Source organism: Corynebacterium lactis RW2-5 (assembly GCF_001274895.1).
GTDB lineage: Bacteria > Actinomycetota > Actinomycetes > Mycobacteriales > Mycobacteriaceae > Corynebacterium > Corynebacterium lactis.
Window position 1 is genome coordinate 2,303,770 of record NZ_CP006841.1, and the last position, 25,230, is coordinate 2,328,999.

General features: G+C 59.5%; 19 protein-coding genes, 4 pseudogenes and 1 riboswitch. Of the genes and pseudogenes, 11 read left to right on the forward strand and 12 right to left on the reverse strand.

All coding sequences use genetic code 11. The features are described from left to right. Positions 1-763: 763 nt before the first annotated feature. Positions 764-1,449: pseudogene (locus CLAC_RS12730) on the forward strand (IS3 family transposase); the annotation flags it as partial. A gap of 204 nt (positions 1,450-1,653) precedes the next feature. After that, positions 1,654-2,591, forward strand: a pseudogene (locus tag CLAC_RS10205) (IS110 family transposase); the annotation flags it as partial. A gap of 133 nt (positions 2,592-2,724) precedes the next feature. Here CLAC_RS10205 and CLAC_RS10210 read toward each other — a convergent pair. Both CLAC_RS10210 and CLAC_RS10215 read right to left on the reverse strand, forming a co-directional pair. Further along, on the reverse strand, positions 2,725-3,147 hold the full coding sequence (locus CLAC_RS10210; RefSeq protein ID WP_053412825.1) for a VOC family protein: 423 nt from the start codon (positions 3,145-3,147) through the stop codon (positions 2,725-2,727). A gap of 17 nt (positions 3,148-3,164) precedes the next feature. Continuing rightward, a complete protein-coding gene (locus CLAC_RS10215) occupies positions 3,165-4,079 on the reverse strand; it encodes an alpha/beta hydrolase (protein WP_053412826.1) in 915 nt (304 codons plus the stop codon). A gap of 155 nt (positions 4,080-4,234) precedes the next feature. On the opposite strand from CLAC_RS10215, the gene CLAC_RS10220 reads away from it, so the two are divergent. Beyond that, positions 4,235-6,097 carry a glycerophosphodiester phosphodiesterase family protein gene (locus tag CLAC_RS10220; RefSeq protein WP_053412827.1) on the forward strand — a complete coding sequence of 621 codons (1,863 nt, stop codon included), beginning with the start codon at positions 4,235-4,237 and terminating at the stop codon, positions 6,095-6,097. A 16-nt stretch (positions 6,098-6,113) separates the two neighbouring features. Here the strand turns inward: CLAC_RS10220 and CLAC_RS10225 are convergent, their stop codons facing one another. The 4 genes from CLAC_RS10225 to CLAC_RS10240 all read right to left on the reverse strand — a co-directional run bounded on the left by CLAC_RS10225 (position 6,114) and on the right by CLAC_RS10240 (position 9,985). Beyond that, positions 6,114-7,220 carry a hypothetical protein gene (locus CLAC_RS10225; protein WP_053412828.1) on the reverse strand — a complete coding sequence of 369 codons (1,107 nt, stop codon included), beginning with the start codon at positions 7,218-7,220 and terminating at the stop codon, positions 6,114-6,116. Next, complete coding sequence (locus CLAC_RS10230) at positions 7,220-7,873, reverse strand: ABC transporter ATP-binding protein (RefSeq protein ID WP_053412829.1); 654 nt, start codon at positions 7,871-7,873, stop codon at positions 7,220-7,222. The genes CLAC_RS10225 and CLAC_RS10230 overlap by 1 nt, the downstream gene beginning before the upstream one ends. A gap of 167 nt (positions 7,874-8,040) precedes the next feature. Continuing rightward, positions 8,041-9,471 (reverse strand): adenylosuccinate lyase, encoded by a 1,431-nt coding sequence (gene purB / locus CLAC_RS10235; RefSeq protein ID WP_053412830.1) that lies wholly within the window; start codon positions 9,469-9,471, stop codon positions 8,041-8,043. Positions 9,472-9,532: 61 nt separating this feature from the next. Beyond that, positions 9,533-9,985 carry a MarR family winged helix-turn-helix transcriptional regulator gene (locus tag CLAC_RS10240; protein WP_053412831.1) on the reverse strand — a complete coding sequence of 151 codons (453 nt, stop codon included), beginning with the start codon at positions 9,983-9,985 and terminating at the stop codon, positions 9,533-9,535. Positions 9,986-10,428: 443 nt separating this feature from the next. On the opposite strand from CLAC_RS10240, the gene CLAC_RS10245 reads away from it, so the two are divergent. From CLAC_RS10245 to CLAC_RS10265, 5 genes and pseudogenes are all read left to right on the forward strand, one after another. Further along, positions 10,429-11,655: an MFS transporter gene (locus CLAC_RS10245; RefSeq protein WP_053412832.1), complete on the forward strand. Its 1,227-nt coding sequence runs from the start codon at positions 10,429-10,431 to the stop codon at positions 11,653-11,655. Positions 11,656-11,772: 117 nt separating this feature from the next. Next, on the forward strand, positions 11,773-12,501 hold the full coding sequence (locus CLAC_RS10250) for an amino acid ABC transporter ATP-binding protein (protein ID WP_053412833.1): 729 nt from the start codon (positions 11,773-11,775) through the stop codon (positions 12,499-12,501). 12 nt (positions 12,502-12,513) lie between these two features. After that, positions 12,514-13,450 (forward strand): annotated as a pseudogene (locus tag CLAC_RS10255) (transporter substrate-binding domain-containing protein). A 20-nt stretch (positions 13,451-13,470) separates the two neighbouring features. Continuing rightward, the gene (locus CLAC_RS10260; protein WP_053412834.1) at positions 13,471-14,157 is read left to right on the forward strand and encodes an amino acid ABC transporter permease; all 687 of its coding nucleotides are present in this window, start codon (positions 13,471-13,473) and stop codon (positions 14,155-14,157) included. Beyond that, positions 14,157-15,095: an amino acid ABC transporter permease gene (locus CLAC_RS10265; RefSeq protein ID WP_053412835.1), complete on the forward strand. Its 939-nt coding sequence runs from the start codon at positions 14,157-14,159 to the stop codon at positions 15,093-15,095. Before CLAC_RS10260 ends, CLAC_RS10265 begins: the two co-directional genes overlap by 1 nt. A 201-nt stretch (positions 15,096-15,296) precedes the next feature. Here the strand turns inward: CLAC_RS10265 and CLAC_RS10270 are convergent, their stop codons facing one another. Beyond that, positions 15,297-17,144, reverse strand: a complete 1,848-nt coding sequence (locus tag CLAC_RS10270) for a BCCT family transporter (RefSeq protein ID WP_082313353.1) — start codon at positions 17,142-17,144, stop codon at positions 15,297-15,299. Between the two features lie 317 nt (positions 17,145-17,461). On the opposite strand from CLAC_RS10270, the pseudogene CLAC_RS10275 reads away from it, so the two are divergent. Together CLAC_RS10275 and CLAC_RS13215 are read left to right on the forward strand one after the other, a co-directional pair. After that, positions 17,462-18,307: pseudogene (locus CLAC_RS10275) on the forward strand (alkaline phosphatase D family protein); the annotation flags it as partial. 56 nt (positions 18,308-18,363) lie between these two features. Beyond that, entirely contained in the window at positions 18,364-18,747 is a 384-nt protein-coding gene (locus tag CLAC_RS13215; RefSeq protein WP_425388824.1) for an alkaline phosphatase D family protein, read from the forward strand. 81 nt (positions 18,748-18,828) lie between these two features. On the opposite strand, the gene CLAC_RS10280 is transcribed toward CLAC_RS13215, so the two are convergent. The 5 genes from CLAC_RS10280 to thiO form a co-directional block, all read right to left on the reverse strand. Further along, positions 18,829-20,631: an ATP-binding protein gene (locus CLAC_RS10280; RefSeq protein ID WP_053413403.1), complete on the reverse strand. Its 1,803-nt coding sequence runs from the start codon at positions 20,629-20,631 to the stop codon at positions 18,829-18,831. 81 nt (positions 20,632-20,712) lie between these two features. Further along, positions 20,713-21,975, reverse strand: a complete 1,263-nt coding sequence (locus CLAC_RS10285; protein ID WP_053412837.1) for a ThiF family adenylyltransferase — start codon at positions 21,973-21,975, stop codon at positions 20,713-20,715. Continuing rightward, a complete protein-coding gene (locus CLAC_RS10290; protein WP_156324889.1) occupies positions 21,972-22,790 on the reverse strand; it encodes a thiazole synthase in 819 nt (272 codons plus the stop codon). The genes CLAC_RS10285 and CLAC_RS10290 overlap by 4 nt, the downstream gene beginning before the upstream one ends. Before the next feature lie 20 nt (positions 22,791-22,810). Next, entirely contained in the window at positions 22,811-23,050 is a 240-nt protein-coding gene (gene thiS, locus CLAC_RS10295) for a sulfur carrier protein ThiS (protein ID WP_053412839.1), read from the reverse strand. A 17-nt stretch (positions 23,051-23,067) separates the two neighbouring features. Next, complete coding sequence (gene thiO / locus CLAC_RS10300; protein WP_245621864.1) at positions 23,068-24,231, reverse strand: glycine oxidase ThiO; 1,164 nt, start codon at positions 24,229-24,231, stop codon at positions 23,068-23,070. Then, positions 24,224-24,380: riboswitch (TPP riboswitch) on the reverse strand. (Overlaps the previous gene by 8 nt.) Before the next feature lie 55 nt (positions 24,381-24,435). Here thiO and CLAC_RS10305 point away from each other — a divergent pair. Then, entirely contained in the window at positions 24,436-25,209 is a 774-nt protein-coding gene (locus CLAC_RS10305) for a thiamine phosphate synthase (protein ID WP_053412841.1), read from the forward strand. Positions 25,210-25,230 lie beyond the last annotated feature (21 nt).

The window sequence follows — 25,230 nt, forward strand, 5'->3', positions numbered from 1 at the left end:
AGCTGATCGCGTCACATCCATGTCCTTGAGCAGCCGCTGACGAGGCGAAGAAAAGCGACCCTCCAAATGCAAAAGTGACTGCTAACGCTACGCGTGCCTTCACACTTTTCATAGCATTCTCCTACCTTCTAAAGTTGTATCGCCACTGACAGTATCGGCCTGAAGATCTTCTTGCAATAGATAGGCGGTTGATTTTCTAGCTTTAATGAGCCGTGGAGAGTTCTTCGTTCCCGATTTTCGATCATATGATTGGTAATTTTCCGGAATTGGCCAGAAGATAGGCGTTCCCTGAAACGCTGCCAGGTATCTTTTTATTGCTGGAGAACCGCGATACGGCTGTAGGACAAAAAGTTCTGTTATATTTTTGAATACATGCTGGACTGGGCATGTCTGTAAGTCGCGGGTAACTAGCGCGCTTGCTTGGTCGATAGACAATTCTTTGGTGTCGGACTCGGCGGCATTCCGCTGAAGATGATGGTTAGGCCATCTAATTTGCGTAATCTGAGTGCGCCCTTTGTGTAGCCCCTATGTTTTTGTCGCGCTTCAACTGAGATTTTAATTGAAACTCTTGGGGAGTCACGGTTATTAGGCCAATCAACAGGTGTGGGGAGCCTGGTCGAAGCTCGGCTTAAGCTGCTATTGACTGTTTCGTAGGTGAGGCGTCCCGGGTTTAGTTCCTGCCTGAGCCAAGGAAGAATTGTCCACTACATCTAGAAAGTATTCTGCCGAGTTCAAAAAGAAGGCGGTCCTTCAAATCGCTGAAATGGTTCGTCTGAAGTCTTGCTCGCTGCAACGCGCTTATGAAGAAGTTGGAGAACGTCTCGGGGTATCTCACCACACGCTACGGGCCTGGTACCGTGACAGCGTTTCCGCTCCCAACAACGTTTAGCCTCGCAGCGGCGAGTCAACGGCAGAAGAGTTCAAGCGAATACTCCGGGAAAACCGAAAGCTCAAACGTGTAAACAGGATTTTGAAAACCGCGGCTGCTTTTCGCAGCGGACCTCGACAGTCCCACGGACACATAATCTCCTACATCGATGCTTACAAGAAACGGTGTGGGGTCGAGGCCATCTGCCGAGGCCTTCAACAGACAGATCATGGATTCATCACGCCTGCGGATACAGCAATGCCACAGCCCCCAGCGCTTGGTCGTTGAGTGATAGCTTGCTCGCCCCGGAGATTCAACGAGTTCATGCCGAAAATTTTCCATTCTACGGTATTCGTAAGATGTGGCATGCAATGAATCGTGCAGGCTTTCACATTGTCCGCGACAAGACTGCCCGTTTGATGAAACTGACAGGAGTCAGAGGTCGGCGATGTGGGCGTCACCCAGTGACAACAATCAGCCCGAAAGTACCGGATCACCGACCAGACTTGGTACAACGAAACTTGCATACCCAAGTCCCTGGGCGTTTCTGGGTTTCTAACATTACCTATGTTCGCCCGTTACTTTATGACTATCCCCGATAATGGGGATAGTTGCTGGTCCCGGCATGGCTTATCTGCCCTGTAGTTTCCATGATCCGGGGGGGTGTTGCCACCGGGAACCAGGGATGTTCGATGACAGCTAATAGGGACACGGCCAGTAGGTAAACTAGGTCTCTTTGTAACGTGGATGCTCGCAGCGAACGTCACGACACCAGCGACTAGAACAACACCATCGGCGCACTACCCATCGCAGTTGCCCGTCAACGCGGCTGCCACGTTGGCTACCTACCAGGCCTCGCCATGCGAAAAGCCGCGGACCTCTACCCTGACCAAGCAAAAACCGACAGACGCGACGCGCTCACTCATCGCCGATACTGCACGAACCATGCCGCACACCTTGCGGGCGGTTGACCGAAACAGCGAAGTACTCGCGGCCCTGAAGATGCTGTCCGGTTTCGACGATGACACCGCTCGTGACTGCACCAGAACCATCAACAGGCTACGCAGCGTTCTCACCCAAATCTACCCCAGCCTGGAGCGTATTTTCGCAGGCAGCACGCTCACCCGCAGCCCAGTACTGGACTTACTCATCCATTACAAAAGCCCCACAGGACTGAAAAAGGCTGGCCGCAGCCGGGTTCTAACATGGCTATCCAGAAGAACCCATCACAACCCAGACATACTGGTCGATAACATTTTCACCGCACTAGCAGCACAAACCGTCACCGTTCCTGGAACACAAGCAGCCAAGCTTGTCATACCACAGCTAGCAGCCAACATTAAAACGCTCAAGGCCCAGCGCGATACTATCGCCGGCCAGGTTGAAGACATGCTGGAGGATTTCCCTCTTTCCGAGGTCTTGGATCGAGTATGCCGGGGATCGACCATCAAGACCGCGGCACAGATCCTGCTTTCCATCGGTGATGGATCCGACTTCGCATCCTCTTGCCACCTCGCAGCCTATGCAGGCAATGCCCCAGTGACACGAAGATCAGGCTCATCAATACGAGGAGAATTCCCCGCCCGAGCAGGAAACAAGCGGCTGAAAACGCCACAATGCCGCAGTCATATGTTTGGCACGACGACGGTGCAACGTCATCTTCGCGATGATGAAGAACAAGGAGTTCTTCCGCGAAATCCCAGCCCGCCCAGTCGCCGCATAGCAGTAAACAAAAATAGCCGACCAGAAATTATGCTAGTCGGCTAAATTGGCCTGCCCCGAAAACACCCCTATGGTTGCACTCGCGAGTAGCAAGTCAGAGCTTGACAAAAACATAGAGACACCCCCTAGCGAAACTATTCGGCGTGGAACGCCCACATGATGCCGAAGGGATCGAGAATCTGGCCGTAGTGGGAGCCCCACGGGGCCTTCATAAACGGCATCTTGACGCTGGATCCGGACTGCAGGAACTTCGCAATGAGCTCTTCAGCCTCTGCGACAGTCTCGCACTGAATCATGAACGAGTAGACCTCTGATTCCAGGCTGGGCAAGCTCTCGCCGATGCCGTCTCCGCCGGTGATGCGAATCCACCCGGCATCGAGAAGACCGTGCGCTAAAGCGCCCTCCGGAGGGGTGAAGGGGAACGGACTTTCCTGCCCCTCCCCGACCTCGGGGTAGTCCTGCAAGTGCAGTTCACCGCCGAAAATCGACTGATAGTACGCGAATGCCTTGCGTCCGTTGCCCCGAAAACTGATGTACGGGAAAAAGACTTTAGCCATGCGGGAATCCTAAACGCCTAAACGCTGTCGAGCCAGCGCACGACGTCCGCAAAAACCTCGTCACGGTTAATCTCATTCAGAATCTCGTGGCGTGCCCCCTCGTACACGGCGAAGCGCAATCGTTCTTTGCCCGCGTTGCGGTACTTGCCCACGACCTCGGCGACCGCACCCGCGCCCCCCACCGGATCCTCCGCCCCGGAGATAATCAAAAGAGGCAGGTCGGCCGGGCAGTTCTGGTACGCCGCGAGAGAGTTCGCCCGGCGCGTGCCCACCATCAGATCCCGGAAGAACACGTTCGTGGGAACGAAGCCACACTGCGGGTCGGCGACGTAGGCATCCACTACCGCCCGGTCGCGGGAGAGCCAATCAAAGTCCGTGCGCCCTTCCAGCCCATCATTGAACCCGGCGAACGTCGCCGCGTTGAGCAGGCGTCCCTTCGACTTCGGCGCCACGCGGGCCAGCAGCTCCGCCAGCATCAGCCCCGCATCGCCCTTGCCCGCAGGCCAAATTGCCGTACCGACAACAATCGCACCCGCCAGCCCCTTACCGTGGCGCGACAGGTAATCGCGGAGCAGCAACGACCCCATCGAATGACCGAGAAGGAAATGCGGCACACCCGGGTACTCACCATCTACCCATTCACGTACGGCGTGGACGTCGTCAAGCACCACCGACCAGCCGTCAGCAGCGGCGAAAAACCCCGGCAGCCCCTCGTCGGTGGAGGTCTCCCCGTGGCCGTGGTGATCGTGGATGACCACGGCGAACCCCTGCGCGATCAGGTACTCGGCGAGCTCGGCGTAACGGCGCGAATGCTCGACCATGCCATGCAGCAACTGCACCACGGCCTTCGGCGCGCCATCAGCGGGAGCCCAGCGCAGCACATTGAGGGAGGCTCCGGGGCGGGAAAGGGAGATTTTCTCAGCGACAGTCACGTTGCACGCCTTTCGAATGACACTAGGTACAGATTGGAACTTTTATAGAATGGGAACGTTACCGGGAAAAGCCCGGCCACCCCGCCAAGCTTAGTCGGCGGGCCCCGCTTCCAGCGTCGATTTCGCGCTGATGGCCCCAAGGAGGTTCGCGCCAGATGCGCGACAGTGACAGCACGCGGGTGCTCGCTCCGCCCCGCAGTTTCCGCGAGCAATTCCGTGCGATCCACAAAATACGTGTCGGACGGATGAGTAATCTGTGGTTATACGTCAGGTACCAACTCCTGTCGAAGCTTCTGGTGTCTATCGTGGTGTTTCCGGCCTATAACTGGGCACTTCGCAAACTGATTGGCGCCACAGGTCGCTCGACAATTAATTCCAGCGATGTAATGGGATTTCTATGGTCGATTCAGGGCGCGGTGGCGGTGTTGCTCAGCGCGGCTTTTGTTTTGCTTGTAATGTGCCTGGATATCGCGGCGTTCGTGCAACTGGAGCTCCGCCGCCTCCAGGGTGAGCCACTGCCCACCGCCCGCCGCATGTTGCTCGACGCGCTGCGCCTGTACCCGCGATTTCTGCACCCCGGTTCGCTGGTGCTGCTCGCCTACGTTGTCATCCTGATTCCGCTGGTCGGCTTCGGTCCCGAGCCGAGTGTGCTGGAATGGCTGAAGATCCCAAACTTCGTCATGGACGTCATCATCCACAATCCGGCGTACCTCACCGCCTACGTTGTGGCCATTGCGCTGCTGGGCGTGCTGTCGTTTTTCCTGCTCGCGACGTTCCCGGCGATGCTGGTCCACGGCCACTCCCCCTGGGGCGCGATGCGCGAGTCCTTGCGCTACATGCGCCGCTACTGGCTGATTAACCTGGTGTGGCTTGTCATCTACCTGGTGACGGTCCTGCTGATTGTCGGTGTCACGCTCGCCGTGTTGGGCGGGATCTCGCTGTGGGGCATCCCACTGGTCGCCGAGTCGCTGCTGACCATCCGCTTCACGACGCTTCTCGCCGCCCTCATCGCCGCCGGCGCCGTCGGTCTAATCCTCCTTTTCCTCACCCCCAGCATGTTGCGCGAGCTCACCCGGGTCTACGCCGTGCTTCACGACGATTCCCCGGTGCGCCCCGAGCCCTGCATCTCCACGGCGAGCACGGAGGACCGGCAGGCCCGCCCACGGTTATTTGCGGCCGTCGTAGTTGCGGTGGCGGGGTCTGTTATCGCTGCCGGAATCGGTGCCTGGAACTTCGATGATTTGTTCCGCTCGGAGGCGAAAATCGAGGTAGTGGCGCATCGCGGTGGTGGCGACTTGGACGCTGAGAACACCGTGAAGGGGTTGGAGGCTGCTGCAGCAATTGGCGCGCAGTGGTCCGAAATTGATGTGCAGCGCACCGCCGACGGCGCGTATGTAATCAACCACGACTCCACTTTTGCAAGGGTCGCGGGCGAGAGCCGCGCCGCCGAGGACATGACGCTGGCAGAAATTAAGTCATTGCAGGTCGAGAACGGTTTTGCCCCTTCTTCTCCGTCGCGGCCCGTTGCGACCTTGGAGGATATGCTCACAGCGGCGAAGGGAAAAATTCGTCTGTTTGTCGAGCTCAAGGGGGCCACCGCCGATCGACGTATGGTCGACGACGTGGCTGCGCTTATTCGTCAGCACAGCATGGAAAAAGAGGCTGCAATAATCAGTTTGGATCAGGGACTCATCGAATACGCAGAGCAAAAGAACCCTGACCTTTTAACAGGATTTCTATACTTCTTCGCAGTCGGCGACACCGAGAATCTACCCGCTGACTACCTCATGATGGAAGAACAGGTTGCCACCGAAACTGAATTGTTGCGCCTCAATGATGCCGGGAAGAAGACGGTGGTTTGGACGGTTAACACGGAGGCTTCTATCGCTAAGTACACCGTGTCTTCCGTTGGCGGCATAATAACCGACCATCCACAGCAGGTCATTCAAGCTCTGACAGAGCGAAGCCTGCGCTCCGACCTCGAACTTATTGTGGAGCAAGTCCTTAATTTCGGGTAGATAGCGTGCGCTACAGTCACCAGCCAGCGCTAAAGTGCCCGAGGACCAGCGCCGACCCCAGCCATCCGAAGCCGCAGGTGAAATAGCTAAAGGCCTCGGGATCGATGGAAAAGCCCATTCCCGTGTCGGCAAGGTATCCACCGTTGCCGCTGCGCGGTCTACTTCGACGGACTATGCCGACGAAAAGTCCCGCCGCGACAGTTACACTCCACAAACATGCTGATGCCGACATCGGATTCCCAGCAACCACCGTGGTGACGATAGCGCCCGCCACTGCCATCACCATGGCGACCGCCTTCGGCAAGGGCGATACCACCCCGAGTTCGGATACGTCCGCTGCCCTGCAAACTCCCGCAGAGCCAATCATCCAGAAGACCAAAAGCACAATTGCGACAGCGCCCGGGGACAATTCCGCGAGCCCAATCGCCAGAAAAACTGCGCTTCCTATCAATAGTCCCAGATAGGAACGACGTCGAAGCCGACGGAGGAAAATCTGGAACAAATTGCTCGAAGCTGAGGACGAACGAGTCTTGCACCACGTCGCGGCAATCGCCTTCGAAGCCACCTCTGAGTCGCGCAGGTACAGCGAAGCCGAATAAAACACGCGCGAATCACCTGCACGCAGAATCTGCGACAGGCGAAATCTTCGCCGCAATCCCAGCGCGAACCTCAGCAGCATCGCGACAGCTGCGCAGCCAGCAGCAGCCACAAATGTTTCCAGGCCTAGTACCCAATGATGCGCAATCCCGATCAACGCACCGAAAACGCCTGTAGTCAGTATCTGCCCGACTGCTACCGAGTCAACCAGGCTGAGCCTGCCCCGGGGCCGGTCCCGATAAACCCACGCCTCGCGACTAACCGCCTGCAGCGGCAGCATCTTCTCAGCTACGAAAACGACAGTGACCAGCCCAATAATCGCACAACCAAACTGAACTGGAGCCGGGATACTCCGCACCAGCCCGCCCGCGAACTCTTCCTGCCGGGATAGCCAGCCTGTTGTTGCATATAGAATCTGCAGCAGCATTCCGACCGCGATGAGGTAGACCGTCAGGTCGCCCACCACACTAAGCGCTGTGGTCAGGCCTGCTTTACGACGCCATCTTTCCATTTCCGCTGTCGCCATCACGCTGCGGGCTCCAACTCGATCAGCTGATTGCAACGTGTGGCGATAACGGAACTGTGAGTGGCGACCACGACCAACCGCTTTCTTTTAGCTAATTCAGCGAGAATATCGGCTACAAAGTCTTGCCACGAGGAGTCAAGGTGCCGCTCTGGTTCATCGATGAGAAGCACGGGAGCAGTCGACAGCTCCAGCTGCGAGGCGAGAAAAACTCGTTGCCTCTGTCCGCTGGAAAGATCTTTTGGGGAGATCCCCAGCAGGGCATCCAGTCTCCACCGGTCGACGACCACATCCCACATCGAAGGTAGCCGCTTCGCAGCACGTCCTAGCAGCGCCAAGTGTTCGCCAACGGTTAGGTCGGGGAGGAAAACTGGCTCTGCAACGTGGACTATTTTGCCGATACTCGCACGGGACCCACTATCGATGACGGCATTAACTCGAGCGCTATTCCCCGTCAAGCCGGGCGCACTTGGAATGAGCTCAACCGAACCCGACAGTGGCTCCAGCTCCCCCGCAAGTGTTTTAAGTAGCGTCGACTTTCCCGCCCCGTTGGGTCCGACGAGGCCGTAGAGGTTGCCGTCGGCAAGCGTCGTTTCGAGCGACCCCACAGGAAATACGTAACCGTAGGTGCAATCGGCGTTGAGGTGGAAGGTCATGAGCTCAGAATAAACGGTCGCTCTAGGTTGCCCGGACACTTCAGCACAACCTCGTGACTGTAGAACAGCGGAGAGCGCGCGCTACAGTCACCAGCCAGCGCTAAAGTGCCAGGAAGGACGGGAAGGCCAGGAAACGCGGGGAGAAAACTGCCCGCTAGGGCTGCCCGCTACAGAATCTCACCCGGCTTGTAGGCCTCAGCCTCCGGGTACTTCGCAACGACATCCTCAACGCGGGCAATGACGCGGTCGACCTGGGATTCCGCGGCACCGATGAAGGCGTGACGGTTGGACAGGGCGTCGGCAAGCCCATTCTTATCGAGCGGGAAGCGATCATCGGCGGCGAGGCGCTCGGTGAGGTTCTGCTCCGCGCCCTTCTCGCGCATGTCCAGCGCGGTGGCCACGGCGTGCTCCTTGATAATCTCATGAGCCTCCTCGCGGCCCATACCGGCACGAACAGCGGCCATCAGGATCTTGGTCGAGGCAAGGAACGGCAGGTAGCGCTCCAGCTCACGGTCGATCATGGCTGGGAAAGCCCCAAACTCATCGAGCACGGTGAGGAAGGTTTCGAACATGCCATCCATAGCGAAGAACGCATCCGGCAGCGCGACTCGACGCACGACAGAGCAGGATACGTCACCCTCATTCCACTGAGTGCCGGCGTACTCGCTCAGCATGGTCATGTATCCGCGCAGAATCACCTGGAAGCCGTGAACGCGCTCGCAGGAGCGGGCATTCATCTTGTGTGGCATGGCCGACGAGCCGACCTGCCCCTCCTTGAATCCCTCGGTGACAGTTTCGTTGCCGGCCATCAATCGGATGGTGGTGGCCAGCGAAGCCGGGCCTGCGCCAATCTCTACCAGGGCAGATAGCGCGTCAAAGTCCAGCGTACGCGGGTAAACCTGCCCGACAGAGTCGAAGACACGGTCGAAGCCGAGGCCCTCGGCGATTTCCTGTTCGAGAGAAGCCAGGGCGGATTCGTCTCCGTCGAGGAGATCGAGCATATCCTGCGCGGTACCCATCGGCCCCTTGATGCCGCGCAGTGGGTAGCGGGCAATCAGGTCCTCAATACGCTCGATGCCAAGGAGCATCTCATCGGCAGCCGAGGCGAAGCGCTTGCCCAAGGTGGTGGCCTGCGCGGCGACGTTATGGGAGCGGCCAGCCATAACCAACGATTGGTACTGAGACGCCTTCTCCGCAGTGCGCGCGGCCACGGCTACGGCCTTGTCACGCACAACCTTCAACGATTGCAAGACCTGAAGCTGCTCGACATTTTCGGTCAGATCGCGGGAGGTCATGCCCTTGTGAATGTGTTCCGTACCAGCCAAGGCACAAAATTCCTCGATACGAGCTTTCACATCATGGCGGGTAACACGCTCGCGGGCGGCAATTGACTCAAGATCGACCTGTTCAATGACGGCCTCGTAGGCCTCGACGGTGCCTTCCGGAACCTCAATACCCCGGGCGATCTGGGCTTTTAAGACCGCAATCCAGAGCCTGCGCTCTAGCACGATCTTGTACTCAGGACTCCATAGCTCCGTAAGGGATGCAGAAGCATAACGGTTAGCGAGGACGTTTGCAATCTTCTTTTTCTCAGCCACGTCCTCAAGTATTCCACGGTTTGACCGCAGCTAGTACTTCGCACCTCGGTACCGAAAACTTTTATCTCGGCCAATGCTGTTGCCGCAGGGCCTCAACGTCCTTATTAAATCGTTCCAATAGTTGCGCTAATTCGCGTACGGCACTGTCCGGCCATTGACGAGTCACATAACCGATAGATTGGGCGCGGCGCCCCAGCTCTTCTTCCAGCAGCTTCTCACCGTTGACGGTGGCGCGGTGCAATTTCGCAGAACCGCCCTCGGGATCATTAATTCTTTCGATTAATCCGTGCTTCATTGCCGCGGCAACCTGGCGATGAACCGTGGAGATATCCAGACCGAAAGCCTCAGCCAGATCGGCAACGGACATTGGCGCTGATGCCGTTAGTCGGGCGAGCAAAATGGTGGCGGAGCGATCAAGCACGGCTTGCCGCTTGTATGGCGCAATACCTTGAGTCGCAAGCCGAGAAAGCAGCATAATCTCGTATACCAGGTCTGCAATGTCGTCCGAACGCATATTCCTTACTATATTCATCCAGGCACCTAGCCAGGCCTTTACCTAGGCGCGGACTCCGCCTTTCATGCTGGCTCAACTCGATTACGGCATAAACTCTCAGGTCTGCAGGTTTGCATGATACAATCTCCTCACATGTCGATTTTTGCATGATGCAAACGTCGCAGTCATGCAGTTTTCGACCCCATTTTTGGCCCCTCACCTCGTTTCCAGCCCTTCACCTCGGTGGCGCTCAGTTACAGGTTTACGCAAGTGGTGCGGCAATTACCCGTGTCGCGATTTTGTCGTGGCATTTTCTCGCCGAGCTTTTCCTCGCCTTTGGTTCAACCCGGCAAGTATTGCACCGGTGTCCCCTGAGCACCCCACAATCGCGAGCTGTAGAAGTTGGGGGCTACAGACACGACAGATACAGCCTTTGGCACATACCCTGAAAGGAGCACTGCTCGGTGGCCTCGAAACAAAGTTCGGCAGCGAAACCGCGTTTGTTTACTCCGACTTTTCTAGTCGCGTGGTTGATTAACTTCAGCATGTTTCTCGTCTTTTACTTACTCGTGACGATTATGGCCCTCTATGCCGTCAAAGAGTTTTCCGCCTCTAACGCCGCCGCCGGCTTCGCCTCCAGTTCCTTCGTCGTAGGCGCGACTTTTGCCCGCATGTTTTCCGGCTGGCTCGTCGACTCAATGGGCGGGCGCAAAATACTATTTACTACCCTTGCGGTCATCGCCGTCACCTGCGCTGGCTACCTGGTGGCCGGAACTTTGGTTGCCGTCATTATCGTGCGCGCCCTCCACGGAATTGCCTACGCGCTAGCATCCACCGCGGTTATGGCGATTGCACAAGGCGCCATCCCCTCGAGCCGCCGCGCCGAGGGAACTGGCTACTTCACCATGGGAAATACCCTAGCCACCGCCATTGGCCCAGCTCTCGGCCTCGCAATGAGCAGCTCTTTAGGCTATACCTCACTGTTCGTATTTTCCCTGGCTCTTGCCGTAGTTTCTCTAGGGCTGGCCTTTACCTTGCCCAAGCCAGACACCAACCCGGCTTCGAACGCTTCTAAAAAGTTCCAGCTCAGCGACATCGTTCATCCGACTGTGCTTCCCATCGGCAGCTTTATGCTGCTAATCGGCCTAGCCTACGCCGGCGTGATTACATTCTTGAACCAATATTCGGTACAGGAAAACCTCACCACTGGCGCAGGTTTCTTTTTCCTTGCGTCAGCATTCTCCATGATTTCCGCCCGTACTTTCCTTGGTCGACTCCAGGACCACCGCGGCGACAACCCTGTAATCGCAATTGGCGTGGTCTGCTACGTCATCTGCCTGGCGCTTCTGGGTATTGCTACCTCAGATTGGATGGTCGTTGTAGCGGGTATTTTCTCCGGCCTGGGCTACGGCACTATTGCTCCCGCATGCCAGGCTATTGCTGTGCGTTGCGTACCCGCCCATAAAATGGGCACCGGCATCTCAACCCTTTTCCTGCTTTCCGACGTAGGACTTGGCCTCGGGCCGATTCTACTTGGTTACATTGCTTCCAACTCGGGCTTTGCCATGATGTATTTAGGTCTGTCGGCGCTGACCCTAATCGCGGGCATCTACTACATCTTTATTCACGGGCGTAAGCCACAATCGAAGCCACACCATGTGCAGATTGCTACCGTAGAAAAGATCGACTGAGCAGCGCCTAAACGCCATCCACACCCCACTGTCATGAGCGCCGTCACATCGGCAATGTACTTTTGCTGTCGATTACAATAAAATTTTCGCATGACAGACTCATCAAAATCTCAGCCAATGATCTCGCTCGCTGGGGTGAATAAACACTTCGGCGAGTACCACGCACTACGCGATATCAACCTGGAAATCCCAGCTGGTCAGGTCGTTGTTATCCTGGGCCCATCCGGCTCGGGAAAATCTACGCTGTGCCGGACGATTAACCGTCTCGAAACCATCGACAGCGGCGAAATCCGCATCAATGGCGAGTTACTGCCTGAGGAAGGTAAGGCTCTAACCCGACTTCGGGCTGAGGTCGGCATGGTCTTCCAGCAGTTTAACCTGTTTAGTCACATGACGATCCGTGACAATGTAACTCTGGCGCCGATGAAGGTTCGCAAGACCTCCAAGGCCGAGGCCCGCGAGCGCGCGGAGAAGCTCCTCGACCGCGTCGGCATCGCCGCCCAGGCCGACAAGTACCCGGCGCAGCTCTCCGGCGGCCAGCAGCAGCGCGTCGCTATTGCACGCGCCCTGGCTATGGATCCAAAGGTCATGCTCTTCGACGAGCCGACCTCCGCGCTCGACCCCGAGATGATCAACGAGGTCCTCGACGTCATGACCGATCTGGCGAAGGGCGGCATGACCATGGTCTGCGTGACCCACGAGATGAGCTTCGCCCGCCGAGTTGCCGACCGCATTCTGTTCATGGCCGACGGCGCGATCATCGAAGACACCGATCCGGAGACCTTCTTCACCAACCCCGCCACCGATCGCGCCAAGGAATTCCTGGCGAAGATCGTCGGCCACTAGGGGCTGGTCAGCATGAATATTTCCGCTACCTCGGCCCGCACCAGCCGGGTCCAGGCCAAGTACAGCTGGGTCAAGCGCGCCGCCGCCGCAGTCGTCGTCGTCGCAACCACCGTATCTCTGGCCGCCTGCGGCTCCGGCGGCCCCCGCGACCTCCTGGCCGACATCGAGGCAGGCCACGTCACGCTCGGCACCAAGTTCGACCAGCCAGGCCTCGGCGAGCGCACCCCCCAACCGCGAGTTCGCGGGGGTAGACACCGATGTCTCCCGTTTCGTCATTGAGTACATTGCTAAAAAGCACGGCTGGGCCGTGCCGGAGATGGACTGGCGCGAAACCCCGTCCGCCCAGCGCGAAACCCTGATCAACAACGGCGAGGTCAACATGATCGCCGCCACCTACTCGATCAACAAGGGCCGCCTCGCCGCCGTCGACTTCGCCGGGCCTTACCTGGTCACCCACCAGGCGCTTCTGGTCCGCGGTTCCGCCGGCATCCAGGGGCTTGCCGACGTCGCCCCAGGCACCCGCCTGTGCTCCGTCTCGGGCTCCACCCCGGCGCAGAAGGTCAAAGACGCACTCCCGGAGGTGCAGCTGCAGGAGTTCGACACCTACGCGGCTTGCGCCGAAGGCGTCAAGCAGGGCGTCGTGGACGCCCTGACCACCGATGCGACCATCCTGGCTGGCTTCGCTCAGCGCTATAAGGAGCGCTTCGGCGATGACTTCCGAGTCGTCGAACTCCACAAACCCGACGGTTCCTTCTGGACCAACGAAAACTACGGCATCGGCCTGCCCAAGGGCAACGACAAAGCCAAGGCAGAGGTCAACGAAGCGCTGGCAGCCCTCTACGACACCGGGGAACTGGAGAAAATCGTCGCAAAGCACCTCGGTGACAAGTTCGAGCTCGGCGACAAGCCCGCCATCGGCGACCTGTCGTTCGTCAACAAGAAGAAGTAGGAAGGGGTGCAACCAAGATCATGAATCCAGAACTATGGTCAGAAATGGGGCCGGAGCTACTTCCGGCGTTCTGGGTGACGATTAAGCTGACTGTCGCCTCCGCGATTGGGTCGATGATTCTCGGCACGATTCTCACCGCGATGCGCGTGAGCCCCGTCGGGGTGCTGCGTACGCTATCGACCTGGTACATCAACATCGTCCGCAACACCCCGCTGACCCTGATTGTGCTGTTGGCCTCCATGGGCCTTTACTACAACCTGGGTCTACTGCTCGCCGCGGAGAACGACTCCTTCATTGTGAAGCAGAACTTCCGCCTGGCGGTGCTGGCGTTCGTCGCCTACACCTCCTGCTTCGTTGCGGAGTCGCTGCGCTCCGGCATCAACACCGTGCCCTTCGGACAGGCCGAGGCCGCGCGTTCGCTGGGGCTTAGCTTCGGCCAGAGCTTCCGACATATCATCTTCCCGCAGGCCCTGCGCGGCGCGATTGTGCCGCTGGGCAATACCCTGATTGCTCTGACGAAGAACACGACTATCGCGTCGGTCATTGGCGTGGCTGAGGCCTCGCTGCTGATGAAGACGCTCACGGAGGACTACGCCAGTGACATCCTGGTTATCTTCGGCATTATCGCCGTCGGGTTCATCATCCTCACCCTGCCGACGGGTCTCTTCTTCGGCTGGGCCGGCAAGCGTTGGGCGGTGAAGCGCTAATGGCTACTCGTGCAACAGTTCTATACGACGCACCGGGCCCCAAGGCCCAGCGTTTCAACCGAATCCTCACCGGCATCACGCTGGTAGTTATCGTCGCGATTCTGGCGTGGGTCGGCATGAAGCTGGCCGATAAGGGTCAGTTCGAGGCAGCCAAGTGGTCCTTCTTCCTGGACTCGACCACTTGGACCACATACGTTTTGCCGGGTCTGGTCAGCACCATCGTCGCCGCCGTCGTGTCGATCGTTTTCGCGCTGGTCATCGGCGCCCTGCTGGGTGTCGGACGCCTTAGCCAGCAGGCTCCCGTCCGCTGGGTCTGCGGCGTTATCGTCGAGTTCTTCCGTTCTATTCCGGTGCTGGTGCTGATGCTGTTCGCATACGCGGTCTTCGCGATGTGGCAGATCTTCCCATCCAGCTACCTTGGCTTTGCGGCCGTCGTGTTCGGACTGACCATGTACAACGGCTCCGTTATCGCCGAGACTCTGCGCTCGGGTATCGAGTCCCTTCCGAAGGGCCAGCGCGAAGCCGCAATCGCCCTGGGCCTGTCCCACCGCCAGTCCATGTACACGATTCTGCTTCCGCAGGCCGTCGCGGCGATGCTGCCGGCGATCATCTCCCAGATGGTCATCGCGCTGAAGGACTCCGCACTGGGCTACATGATCGGCTTCGTCGAGGTCGTTCGCTCCGGCCGCCAGCTCGGCGAGTACTACGGCGCCATGATTCCGGCGCTGGCCCTGGTCGCGACAATCCTGATCCTGATCAACTTCGGCCTGGCCAAGCTAGCCGAGCGCATCGAATACCAGCTCCGTGCCGGCCGCGCCCGCCGCAACATCATTGCTAAGGTGCCGCACCAGCGTGACGTCGGTGTCGTCACCAAGGACGAGGCCACCGTCGACTGGCACGCCGAGGGCCACAAGGACCTGCGTACCACCTTCGAGTAAGGGCTTTCTGCCCCCTACACACAACTAAGGCCCCAGTGTTTACCGCACTGGGGCCTTAAACATGCCATACATGCCAAATAGCATCCAATAATAGCGAAAAACGGCTGTTACGCAGCTTGCCGCCTCGCCCCTTCCCCGACTTCAGCACTCGTTCGCGACTGTAGGCCACGCTATGGGCGGTGCTGAAGTCACAAATGAGCGCTAATGTGCTCGGATGTCGCCCGAACCAGAACCAGAGTCCGAATCCTGCTCCACGTACTCCGCATCGAAGTCGGATTCACCCGTGACACCCATATCACCGTGGATGACCACGTCGGACTTGATGACCAGGCGTCCATCGTCGTCGTACTCGTATTCCAGGGCGGGCAGCTCATTGCCCTCGGCATCGTAGCCTGGAGCAGGCGCGGCCTCGTAGGCCTCAAGCTTTTCCGGAGTATCGGTCTTGCCCCATTGGCGAGTGACCGGGTTCCGCACCGCCATGTGGTCGTCGCTCATACCTTTGAAAAGCGAGTACATCATCACGAAGTGAATGAAGAAGAAGGGCACGCCGATAACAATCACGACGGACTGCAACGCCTCGAGGGCAATCTCGCCACTAATCAGCAGGACCGCGGCCGCGACGGCGCCAATCATGACGCCCCACAAAACTCGGTAGAAAGTCGGAGCCTTGTTCTCCTCGCCTGTCGACATCATGTCCGTAACCATTGCGGCGGAGTCAATCGAGGTCACGAAGAAAATCAGGATGACCAGGAGCGCGAACACGCTCATCACGGATGCCAGCGGGTACTGCTCCAGGAGGATGAACAACGACGGTGACGGATCCCCGCCCTCAACAACGGGCTTGGTCAGGATACCCGGGTGCTCGTTTTCCAGCTCAAAGCCGGCGCGACCGAACACAGAGAACCAGATGACGGCCACAATCGTCGGCAGCGCAATCACGCCGCCGATGAACTCGCGCACCGTACGACCACGGGAGATACGCGCAACGAACATGCCCACGAAAGGCGACCAGCAAATCGTCCACGCCCAGTAGAAGACTGTCCAAGCGCCCTGCTTCCAGTTGGGATTGACGTCGTAGGAGTCGGTCCAGAACATGATGCGCGGCAAGGTGTCAATGTAGATGCCCGCGGTGTCGACGATCTGGCGCAGCAGCGTCAGGGTCGGCCCCATCAGCAGCACGAAAACCATCAGGCCCATGGCGGCCCAGATGTTGACGTTAGACAGTAGCTTGATGCCCTTGTCCAAGCCTCGCGCGACCGAGATGGACGCGATGATAATGATGATCGCAATCAGAATCAGCTGGACCATCGAGTTTTCGGGCAGCCCCAGAACTCTCGCCGCGCCAGAATTAATCTGCAGCGCACCCATACCGACCGAGACAGCGATACCGAAAATAGTGCCAATGATGGCGACAGCGTCGATAAGCTTTCCGGGCCAGGAGTAAATGCGGGCGCCGAGGATAGGCGCGAAGATGGAGGACACGCGCGGCGGCAGGTGGCGCTTGTAGATGAAGTAGCCGAGCGCAAGGCCTGGCAGCGCCATGATGACCCACATGTGCATACCGATGTGGTAGACCGTGAACGCCATGGCGGTATTCTGCGCCTCGCGGGTCATGGGTTCACCGCCAAAGGGCGGGTTGTACGCGTGGTTCAGGGGCTCGGCGATACCCCAGAACATCAGCATGGAGCCGGTGCCGCCGGCGAAGAGCATGCCGAACCACTCGGCGAGGTTGTACTCGGGTTCGTCGTCATCATCGCCAAGCCGGATACGCCCGTAGCGGGAGGCGAAGATTGCGGCAAGGTAGATCAGCGAGGCTGATACGCCGCCGATGAAGAGCCAGCCGAGGTTGGTGGTGACCCAGTTGGATGCCGTGGAGTAGATGTCACGTGCGGTCGGTCCGAGCGCGACCGTGATTCCCACGAATAGGACGGTAAAGCCCATCGCGGTGAGGAAGATCAGCGGGTCCGTGTGCAGTTTCTGCAGTGGGTTCCGCGACCTTTTAGTTTGCTTTTCTGTGGTTTTCTGTTGTCGCGTTTGTTGGGATCCCATCCGGGATACGCGCCTTTCGCTTGTAGGTTGAGGTAAAGAGTTGCCCATTTACACTACAAAAACCGCGGTATTGATTCTCAATAGTCGACGTATTCGGTGAAGTAGGCGGGGAATTCTATACGCTTTTCCGAAGTCCAAAATCAGAGCCTGCCATGGCGCGGTTTCTCCACGGTAAACCTCGACTACTCCAAAGTACGGCGGAGAGGTGACTTACGCTTTCGCAATGTCAAAGGCTCCAGAGGGTGGCCTGTTGGCAACTACCGGTGCGGACGCCGCGGTCATGAGCTGGCTCATCACCGGCGCTATCGCGGCAGCAGGTGGAGCGATGCTCGTCTTCGGTATCCGCCGCTTCGTTCGTTCTACCGTCCGGGACTATTGGGCTTATTCGACGCCGCCCCGAGATTACGCACGGCATCGCCGCCGGCGATGTTCGCAGCGACGGAGCACTTATCTGGACACGATCATCCCGTCCGGCGCACATGCTAGTCGAAGTCGCAGCGACTGAGGATTTCCGTAACGCGAAACAATTCCGATCCCCAGCCCCACTCACGCCCGGCACGGACTGGACAGGACGCCTCCGAGTTATCGGGCTGGAACCCGACCAGCAGATTCATTACCGAGTCACTCTTGAAGACGTTGACACCGCAGTACGCTCCGCCTCTCAGACTGGTACGTTTCGCACGGCCCCGCTGCCGTCGTCGGCAAGCGCCCCGCGGAGCATTCGCCTCCACTGGTCGGGCGATGTGGCGGGCCAGGGCTGGGGAATCAACGACGCATTCGACGGATACGTCGGCTTTGCTGCCATGGCAGATCGCAATCCTGATCTGTTCATCCACTCCGGCGACACTTGCTACGCCGATGGCTCTCTAAAGGAAACCGTCACGCTTTCCGATGGCACTGTGTGGCGCAACCGGGTGACCCCAGCGAAGTCGAAGGTTGCAGAAACGCTCGAAGAGTACCGGGGCCAGTACGCCTACAACCTCATGGACGACAACTACCTGCGGTTCAACTTTCAGGTAGCCCAGCTCGTGCAGTGGGACGACCACGAAACGGTCAACAATTGGTACCCGGGCGAAATTCTCGACGATGACCGCTACCGCGAGCGCCGCGTCGATGTGCTCGCAGAAAGGGCATACCAGGCATTCCATGAGTGGCAGCCGATAGATGAGCGGCCGGCCGTGAGCAGGAAATTGCCCGCGTCCTCAGCGCAATTAAGAACATCCCGAACGTCGTTTGGCTCACTGCGGACGTGCACTACACGGCTGCGTACCACTACAGCCCGGAGCGCGCGCAGTTCACGGACTTCGCTCCGTTCTGGGAGTTCGTCTCCGCCCCCCCTTCACGCCGGGGCACTCGGCCCGAACGAGATGGATTCCACATTCGGTCCGAGCGTCGAATTCGTCCACGCTCCGGGCAAGGACAATGCCGGAGCGGACCCCACTCAGGATTTCCAGCACTTCGGCGAGGTCAACATCGACGGAGACAGCCGGGCGATGACGGTACGGCTGCTGACCACACGAGGCACGGAGCTGTGGTCGACCACCTTGCAGCCACAGTAGTTCTCCAAGACTCCCTCCCCCCCCCAGCCTGCCGGGTTGTTTAACCTCTGAAGCGCGATATTCCGCTGACAATTAATTGGAGCGCTCCTCGAGAAACATCCTCAAGCGGCCCAAGAACAACGTACTCATTTTGCACTTTTGATGAAGTACCGGAAAGCCCGCTTGTCAGCTGGGTCCTTGTCATAACCAACCTTTCCCTCATCAATGAGTTGCTTGAGGATACGGTAGACGTGGTTACCTCTCAAACCGGTTTCCTCTGCGACTCGGTTGCGTTTCACCGGAATGCCCACATTTTTGAGAACATCAACGACCATCTGTCGGGCTTCCGCCGCAGAAAGTCTGTTATAAACAGGCGACTGTTGCGATTGCGTCATCGTCACATGCGCGGGATCGGGATCGGTTACAGGATTCCTGCGCTCGATAACTGCCTCATCTTTTCCTGAGCTGCGGTCGGCTAGCCGCGCGAGTGTATAGGCCGTTGTCCTGCCCGATCCAGTAGCTTCGACGAGACCGAAACGGACCAATTCTTGGAGTTCACCTCGCGCTTGAACTGAATCCATAGGGAATTGGGACCGATAATCAGCGTTTGAGATTATCTTGCCCTGTTTCATGGCAACGAGAGCATGCTTTTGAGCGACGCTCATATTGCTACCGCCAGGAAGCGTTGCCAACCAGTTGAGGTCGTCCGGCGAGAGCACCGACGATGAAGATAAAACCGTACGGAACTTAATCACTTCATCCTTGAAGTAGGGGGCAGGAAGAAAAGCCTCACGCAGGCTACGCCTTACTTCGGGGATTCCCGTGGCATGGCCTTCGATAACGCGCTTCCCATCTTCAGACGTAATCGCGGAACACATCCTGTACAGCACGGCATTTCGCGCCCTCGGGCTGGTATTGCCTAATTCTCGTTCGGTAAGGCCCCACAGACCGCCAGGGTTTTCAACTATGAGCTTGGTCGGAAGTTTCACCAACATGGGAAAGCTGCCAACGCTCGCACTGGAAAGATCACGATGAACTAGTGCGTTAGCGATGATTTCTCGGACAGCTACTGGCGGTAATTCACTGGTATCGTAGCCGTGCCCGGTGCTTTCGAAGTAAACACCTCGCATGAGGTGTTTACGAACCCATTCCATCGTGGACGAAAGAAGGTCAGGAACTGGCCCAGAGAATTCGGCACGGTCGATAAAGCGGGTTTGGGAACGGTTCCTGCTCTCTGGCCGCGCATGTGCTTTAACTGTCGTTTGCGGGAGAAATTGCTGCGGGTGGATTCCCATGGAATAGACTGCAGCAACGGTGGGCAAACCCGTCTTATGGTCAACGACGTTGGTGCGAACAAGGAGTTCGTCTCTGCCTATGTTCCTTAGCCTGGCGCTTTCCGACCTTTGCACGGCAAGGTACTGATTCAAGAGATCGGGAATGAGATCCCTAGCAACATCCGCCCCCTCAACTGGTTGCCGGTCGTGGAGAGGCTGGGAGCGCTGGCTAATCAGATAGAGTTCTTCCTGTTCATCCAGCTGGTGGTCACCGTCACCAGAGCGAGTGTAGGCGCGACCATGCAAGCCGACTCGAAAAGGGCGACGATCGGACGGCTGAGGCGGAACAACGCAGGCTACTACGTGAACACCTTCAACGATTGCTGTTTCTACCGCTCCAAGCTGGATAGGTGGAACGATTCTTTCACGTGCCTTGGTGGCAATCCCCGCCATTAACTCCCTGGGATTTTGTACTCCTGAGATATCCATTGCCCCATTAGTCTCAGACACTCCAAGGACAATAGTTCCACCCTCCGGCATATTGGCAAATGCACTCAATGTCTCATCAATGGATTCGGGAAGGCCTCCATAAGCAGACTTAGCCTCGATATTCCACGTATCTGTCTCACTCTCCACTAGTGTTCTTACCAGCGCGGAAATATCGATGGAGTTCATAACTTCAAAGTATAGTGCAATGCACTCAATATGCACTCTACTTTTGAGTGCATGCCCGCACCAACCTCAGAATTCTCTTACTTAGCGGAGGCCAAGCCCGGCCGCCTGCCAGGCCACAATCCCTCCATCGAGGTTGATCAGCCTGACTTCACTAGAGCCGACAGAATCAGAAGCAGCCTTACCCCTCTCCGAAGCCAAAACCTCAATCGCAGCTGCCGAGCGCGCTCCGGAGCGACAGTGCACGATAATCTCCCCCGGAGAGTCTCCGGACGAGCCCGTTTGCCTCCGAGCCCGAGCCAATGCCGCACCAACAGCATCCCACCCCAAAGCGCGAATCTCCCCGAGAGGAACGTGAACGCTTCCAGGGATCGAGGCCTCGGCTCGCTCAGCGGATTCGCGAACGTCGATGAGTACAGCGCCGCCTCGAATCAGCTCGTTCGCCCTGTTCGGCCCGACGCTGTCAGTAAGCCGCGGTGATTCATTTACTCCCGCGCCGGAGACTGCACCCGCACTCGCCCCTGCGCCGGTACCCGCATCCTCGTCCCACGACGCCGCGCAGACCTGCGCAATCTCGGTCAGGTCGCGCGTAGGCTCGCGATCCGGGTCGGCGCCGAAGGCCAGGGACCGCGATGAGCAGCCGAGGGAGTCGATAAGCACGAGCTTTCCAACGGCAACCTCTCCAACCCCAGTGAGAATTTTCAACGCCTCGACAACCATCATCGAGCCGACCTGCCCGACCATCGCGCCGAGGACCCCACCTGCGGCGCAGGAGGGCACCGAACCGGGATCCGGGATGTCCGGGTAGAGGTCGCGCAGCATCGGCCCACGCCCGGGCCAGAATACGGACAATTGGCCCTCGAACTGCAGGATTGTTGCCCACACCAGTGGCGTCCCGGTGATTTCCGCTGCATCCGAGGACAGGTAACGGGTGGCGAAGTTATCGGCGCCGTCTAGCACGACATCGTGCGCTGCGAACAACTCGAGCGCGTTGTCCACGCTGAGGCGCCCCACAATCGCATCGACGGAAACTTCCGAATCGAGCCGCCGCACCGCGTCCGCTCCCGACTCCGCCTTCGGCCGCCCGATGTCGGACTCCCGGTGGATGACCTGGCGCTGCAGGTTGGACTCGTCGACAACATCGTCGTCGATGATGGTGATGTGGCCGACGCCCGCGGCCGCAAGGTACAGCAGCGCGGGCGAGCCCAGCCCTCCGGCTCCAATCACCAAGACTCGGCTGCCCCGAAGCCGCCGCTGCGCATCAGCCCCGAAACCGGACAGGGTCAGGTGGCGGGCGTATCGGCGCAGGTCACGGTCGGAAAGCCGCGGCAGCGCCCTACCACTCACAGGGAGTCCCCCTCGCGCGGGCCGGAAACCCGCTCGGTGATGATTCCTTCAAACGCCGAGCTGGCCTGGGCTAGCCGGCGACGCGGGATACGCCCAGACTCACGAGCGGCCAGGCCCGCCTCAACGCCGTAGCGCATCGCGGTAGCCATGCCCACCGGGTTGTGCGCCCTGGTCACGGCAGAGGCGAGCAGCACCGCGTCGCAGCCGAGTTCCATAGCCAGCGCTGCCTCCGACGCTGTACCGATGCCCGCGTCGAGAATGATCGGCACGTTCGCACGGTCGACGATCAGCTCGATATTGTGCGGGTTCAGGATTCCCAGGCCCGTGCCGATCGGGGAACCTGCGGGCATCACCGCGGCACATCCGATGTCCTCCAGGCGCTTGGCCAGGGCCGGGTCATCGTTGGTGTAGGCGAAGACCACGAAATCGTCCCCGACCAGCTGCTCGGCGGCGTCGACAAGCTCGACCGGGTCAGGCAGTAGCGTGTCCTCATCGGCGATGACCTCCAGCTTGATGAGGTTGGTCTCCAGCGCTTCCCTTGCGAGATTCGCCGTCAGCACCGCGTCGCGAGCGGTATAGCAGCCCGCCGTGTTCGGCAGCGCCGCGATGTTGTTGCGCTCAAGGATCTGGAACACCGACTGCTGCGCACCGGCGGAGAAGCGCCGCATCGCCACCGTCGTTAGCTCCGTACCGGAAGCAACCAGTGCCCGCTCCAGCGTATCCATACTGGTTGCACCGCCCGTGCCCATAATAAGGCGGGACGAAAGCTCCAGCCCACCGATCCGCAGCGGCTGTCGAGTTTCAGTCTTTTCCATGTTGTCTGCTCCGCTCATCTCTAGCCTCCCTGCACTGCCGTCACAATGTCGATCGCACCCTCCGCAGGCGTGGCCGCCCACTGCCCTCGCCTGACGACGGCCCCGTCAACGGCCACGGCAATCCCCAGGCGGGTGCCGTCAGCAGGCGTTCCATCGTCGTTAAGCGGGCGTCCCGCGTGCCTGGCCACGAGGTCCAGGATGGTTTCGCCCTGCTCCGGGGCGTAGGCCTCGCCGTTTACGGTCGTATTGTTCGCTGTCATTAGTCCTTGAAACCTCCTTAGAACCGGAACGGGTCCACCGCTGCGACCAGCGCCGCGTCGTTGTCGTTCTGGCAACCGCAGACGAAATCCGCCCCCAGTTTCGAGCCAATGGCCGTCAGCAAAATTCCGTGCCGGAAGTAGCCGGTCGATACCGTAAGGCCCGGCGCGACCCGGCCGATTATCGGCACATCATTGGGTGAGCCGGGGCGGGCCTTGGCCGTCATTTCGTAAATCTCGCAATCGAGGATGCCCGGCACCAGGCGATAGGCGTCGCGCAGCAACTGGTGCACGCCCTCTGCTGAGACGCCCTCCATGTCGTCCTCGCGGGATGTCGCACCCAGGACGACCGTGCCATCGGCACGGGGGACGATGTAGACCGGGCGCCCCTGCACTACGCCCCGGATTGTGCGAGTGACCAGGGGCTGAAGGCGCGTCGGCACGCGGAGGCGCAGGACCTCGCCGCGGACTGGGCGAAGCGGCAGGGTGAGCCCCTCCGGAAGTCCGGCGATGGAGCCGGTGTCGACACCTGCGGCGAGCAGCACCTCTTCGGCGAGGTAGTCGCGGCCGTCGGCTCCGCGCAGGCCAACCGCGCGCCGAGCCTCGCCCTTGCCCGCGTAGATGATCTCTTTAGCGGCCACGCGCACAACGCGGTCTCCCAGGATGTCCAGCAGCGCGGCGCTAAGCAGGCGCGGATCAACCTGGTGATCGCCCGGAATGTCGACCGCCCCGACGCACCCCGGCCCCAGCGCAGGCTCGGCGCGGCGGGCAGCGGTGGCGGTGATGCGCTCGATTTCCATACCCATGGCGTGCTGGAGCTCCACCAGCTCACTGAGGGTTTGCCGATCGGCGGAATCCCCGGCGCACACAAAGGTCGAGTTCTCGATGTAGCCGACGGTACGGCCGGATTCCTCCTCCACTGCCAGCGCGAACTCGCGGTATATTCGCCCCGACTCAATCATGAGCGGGTACAGGGCCGGCTGGTCCCAGACCACCTCGGATACCGGGGCGAGCATCCCCGCTGCGGCGAAGGTCGCCCCCGACACCGGCTGCGCATCCAGCACCGTCACCTCAAAGCCCCTGCGCAGCAGCCGCCACGCGGTAGCCAGACCAATGACGCCCGCGCCAGCGATTACTACTGAGCGCGCGCCCGCAACTTCGTCCTCAACTTCGGCAGTACTCACTGCCATTCCTCCCTCCGGCGGCATAATCCGCATCAGGTATAGCGGTCGGCGATAAAAGCCCTCTCAGCCGCATGCCGGGCAGCTGGCCGCTCCGGCGCCTTCGCGCCTCCAGCGAACTCTCGTGCCCCGCGGCTCCCGCGGAATTGGTACTCCCCCATCATAAGCCCCCTGCCGGATTCGCGGTTACTCGCCTACCATGGGGCCATGAACGCCACAGCAGCAGGTTCCCCTGGTTCTCCGTCCACCCGGGCCTCGCGGCGCACCCAGCTCGCCGCCGCCCACCTCTACCTGTGCACCGACTCCCGTACCGAGCGCGGCGATCTGCGCGAATTCCTGCACGCCTGCTTCGAAGGCGGCACCGACATCATCCAGCTGCGCGACAAGAAGATCGACACGCGGGATGAAATTGCGGCAGTAGAGGTCCTCGCCGAAGTCGCCGCCGAGCACGGCAAGCTCTTCGCCGTCAACGACCGCGCCGACATCGCCGCCATTACCGGCGCCGATATCCTCCACCTCGGCCAAGAGGACCTCACCACCGAGCAAGCTCGCCGCATTGTCGGTCCCGAGGTACTGATTGGCCGCTCGAACCGAAACCTCGACATGTTCGCCGCCTCGCTTGCCGACGACGGCATCGACTACGCCGTCATCGGCCCCGTGTGGGCCACCCCCACAAAGCCGAATCGGGAGGCCATTGGCCTGGAGACAGTCCGAGGTGCCTCCAGCCTGGTGTGCCAGCTGCGCGCGCAGAGGTCGGCGGAATCCCACCAGCAAACCGTGTCTGACATCGTGCACCCGCACGATACCGCAGCTTGCGATCCGGTAAAGCCCTGGTGGGCCATCGGCGGCATCGACTCCGAGAGAGTCGCGGAGGTCACCGAAGCGGGTGCTGAGCGCATCGTGGTAGTCCGCGCACTCACCCAGGCCGCCGACCCGAAGGCCGCGGCCGCGGCGCTGAAAGCCGCAATATCCGAGCAGTAGCCGAGGCTAAGTAGCCGCACA